Origin of the sequence: Leucobacter soli (assembly GCF_042659205.1) — a bacterium.
Lineage (GTDB): Bacteria > Actinomycetota > Actinomycetes > Actinomycetales > Microbacteriaceae > Leucobacter > Leucobacter soli.
Genome location: NZ_JBHSRW010000286.1, coordinates 1 through 2,584 on the forward strand (window position 1 = coordinate 1; position 2,584 = coordinate 2,584).

Annotated in this window: 4 protein-coding genes; all 4 read left to right on the forward strand. The window is 67.1% G+C overall.

Annotation, left to right across the window (positions count from 1 at the left end; genetic code table 11):
• The coding region (locus ACFPZL_RS12165; RefSeq protein WP_382335618.1) for a hypothetical protein at positions 1-483 on the forward strand (483 nt) is incomplete at its 5' end.
• 155 nt (positions 484-638) lie between these two features.
• Entirely contained in the window at positions 639-1,634 is a 996-nt protein-coding gene (gene nusA / locus ACFPZL_RS12170; protein WP_218114353.1) for a transcription termination factor NusA, read from the forward strand.
• Between the two features lie 255 nt (positions 1,635-1,889).
• Positions 1,890-2,147, forward strand: coding sequence for a YlxR family protein (locus ACFPZL_RS12175; protein ID WP_218114354.1), 258 nt, complete (start codon positions 1,890-1,892; stop codon positions 2,145-2,147).
• A 74-nt stretch (positions 2,148-2,221) separates the two neighbouring features.
• The coding region (locus ACFPZL_RS12180; protein ID WP_382335620.1) for a translation initiation factor IF-2 N-terminal domain-containing protein at positions 2,222-2,584 on the forward strand (363 nt) is incomplete at its 3' end.

The following is a 2,584-nucleotide window of genomic DNA, read 5'->3' on the forward strand; positions in this document are numbered from 1 at the left end:
CTGAGCGATGGACTGTTCGCCGATGCCTCGCCCGTGTCCGTCGATCGGCCGGCGCCGATCGACACCCCCGCGCGGGTAGATCCGGAGCTGCCGAGCGTGGCGAGGCCGCGGGAGGAGTCCCGCGCTGCAGCGGTCCTGGAGGGGCCCGTGCCGGAACATCCCGGTCTCGTCGTCGTGGAACGGGCAGCGGACGCCGAGGGCACCGCCGCGCTGCCGCAGCTGATCGCCCTGGCGAAGGCTGCGCGCCGGTCGGGGACCCTGGTGCTGTTCGAACTGGAGACGGGGTCGGCGGGAGGGATATGGGAGCTGTTCTCCGCGCTGCGGCAGCCCCGCTGGGGGCTGACGCTGCAGCCGGACGATGCCGAGGCGCAGACGCCGTTCCGGGAGGACCTCGGTCGAGTCAGACGAGCCGACTTCCCGCCGGGGCGCGGCTTCGCGATCGAGGCCGGTCGGGTGACGCCGATCCATGTCGCCCTGCCCTGACGGCCATCTGCCGAAGCGCATCGGTTCCGTGCGTCGGTTTCGTTTGTCAGCTCCGTGCATCTGCCCCGTGCGTCGGACTCGTCGGCGTCGTAGGCTAATCTGGATAGTCGATCCGCTGCGGCGGAAGCTGACAGCTGAATACAAGGAGGCCCACCGTGAAGATCGACCTCGCCATGCTCCGTGGTCTGGAACGCGAACGGGAGATCCCCTTCGAGGAGCTCGCGACGATCATCGAGCAGGCCATCCACTCCGCCTACATCAGGCACGAGGTGAACATCGGCAATCCGGAGCCGGCCGACGACCAGGTGCGCGTCTCTCTCGACCGGAAGACCGGCGACATCACGGTGCTCGTGCCCGAGCTGAACGAGGCCGGCGAAGTGATCGGCGAGGCCGTGGCGGATACCGAGGAGTTCGGCCGCATCGGCGCGAATGCGGCGAAGCAGGTGATCAACCAGCGTCTGCGCGATCTCAGCGACGATGCGGTGCTGGGACAGTTCAAGGACAAGGAGGGGCACATCCTCTCCGGCATCGTCCAGCAGGGGCCGAACCCGCGCATGGTGCACGTCGACCTCGGTGAGCTCGAGGCCATCCTGCCGCCCGAGGAGCAGGTGCCCGGCGAGGAGTACAAGCACGGCACCCGCCTGCGGGTGTACGTGACGAGCGTCTCGAAGGGGCTGAAGGGGCCGCAGATCGTCGTGTCGCGCACGCATCCGGGCCTCGTGCGCCGGCTCTTCGAGCTCGAGGTGCCCGAGCTCGCTGCAGGCGTCGTCGAGATCGTGTCGCTCGCCCGTGAGGCCGGCCACCGCACCAAGGTCGCGGTGCGCGCGAACCAGTCCGGCATCAACGCGAAGGGCACCTGCATCGGCGAGATGGGCCGCCGCGTCCGGGCCGTCATGAGCGAGCTGGGCGAGGAGAAGATCGACATCGTCGACTACTCGCCGGAGCTGCCGGCCTTCGTCGCGAATGCTCTCTCGCCCGCGAAGGTGACCGATGTCTTCATGCTGAACGAGCAGCTCAAGCAGGTTCGTGCGCTCGTCCCCGACTTCCAGCTGTCGCTGGCGATCGGCAAAGAGGGCCAGAACGCTCGCCTCGCCGCCAAGCTGACGGGCGCGAAGATCGATATCCAGCCGGACTCGATCATGAATGATTGAGTCCGGATATCGATCTTCGCGCATTCGGTGGAGCGCTCACTAGCGCGACAGCGACTGTCCGTATTGCAGATATCCAGCCGGACTCGATCATGAATGATTGAGCGCTTGATCGTTCTTTCGCGTTCGCAGCTCCGGCAGTCGCTCGGTAACGAGGGGTGCGGGAGCGTCCGGCCCGGGACTAGTGAGCAACTGCGGTGGGACGGTTCACCCCCGAAGCTGTGAGCGCGGGCGAAGAGGACGTGAGAAGCTGGTACGATGGAAGCGCTTCGGACATGCGTAGCGTGCCGCCGTCGTGCGGCGCGCAACGAGTTGCTTCGAGTCGTGCTGCAGGACGGCCGGTTGATCCCGGACGATCGTGCGGTGCTTCCCGGACGCGGCGCGTGGGTGCACCCCACCGCGCAGTGTCTGAAACGAGCAGTGTCGCGCGAAGCCTTCGCGCGCGCATTGAGGGCATCGGGTTCGTTCGATGCCGGCCCTTTAGAGAACAGGCTAGAAACACTCATGGACAACTAATGAGCGGCTCACGATGAGGCCCGTCCGATAAACAAGGTTCTCGCCTGTCTGGCGTGAACCCAGACAGGAGAAAAGTGGCAAACCCACGCGTACACGAGATCGCTGCCGAGCTCGGTGTGGACAGCAAGGTCGTTCTGGCCAAGCTGAAGGATATGGGCGAGTTCGTCAAGGCGAGCTCGTCCGCAGTCGCGCCCCCGGTGGCGCGCAAGGTGAAGGCCGCCCTCGAGGCGGAAGGCGTCGCGAAGTCGGCCGGAGACTCGGGTGCTGCATCCGAGAAGGCCGCCGCACCGAAGCCCGGTGCGAAGCCCGGAGCTCCCACCCCCGGCCCGAAGCCCGGTGCGAAGCCCGGCCCGGCGAAGCCCGAGGAGTCCGCGAAGCCCGCCGAGGCGCCGATGTTCGGCAGGCCCAGGCAGTTCGCGTACGACGAGATTCCCGAG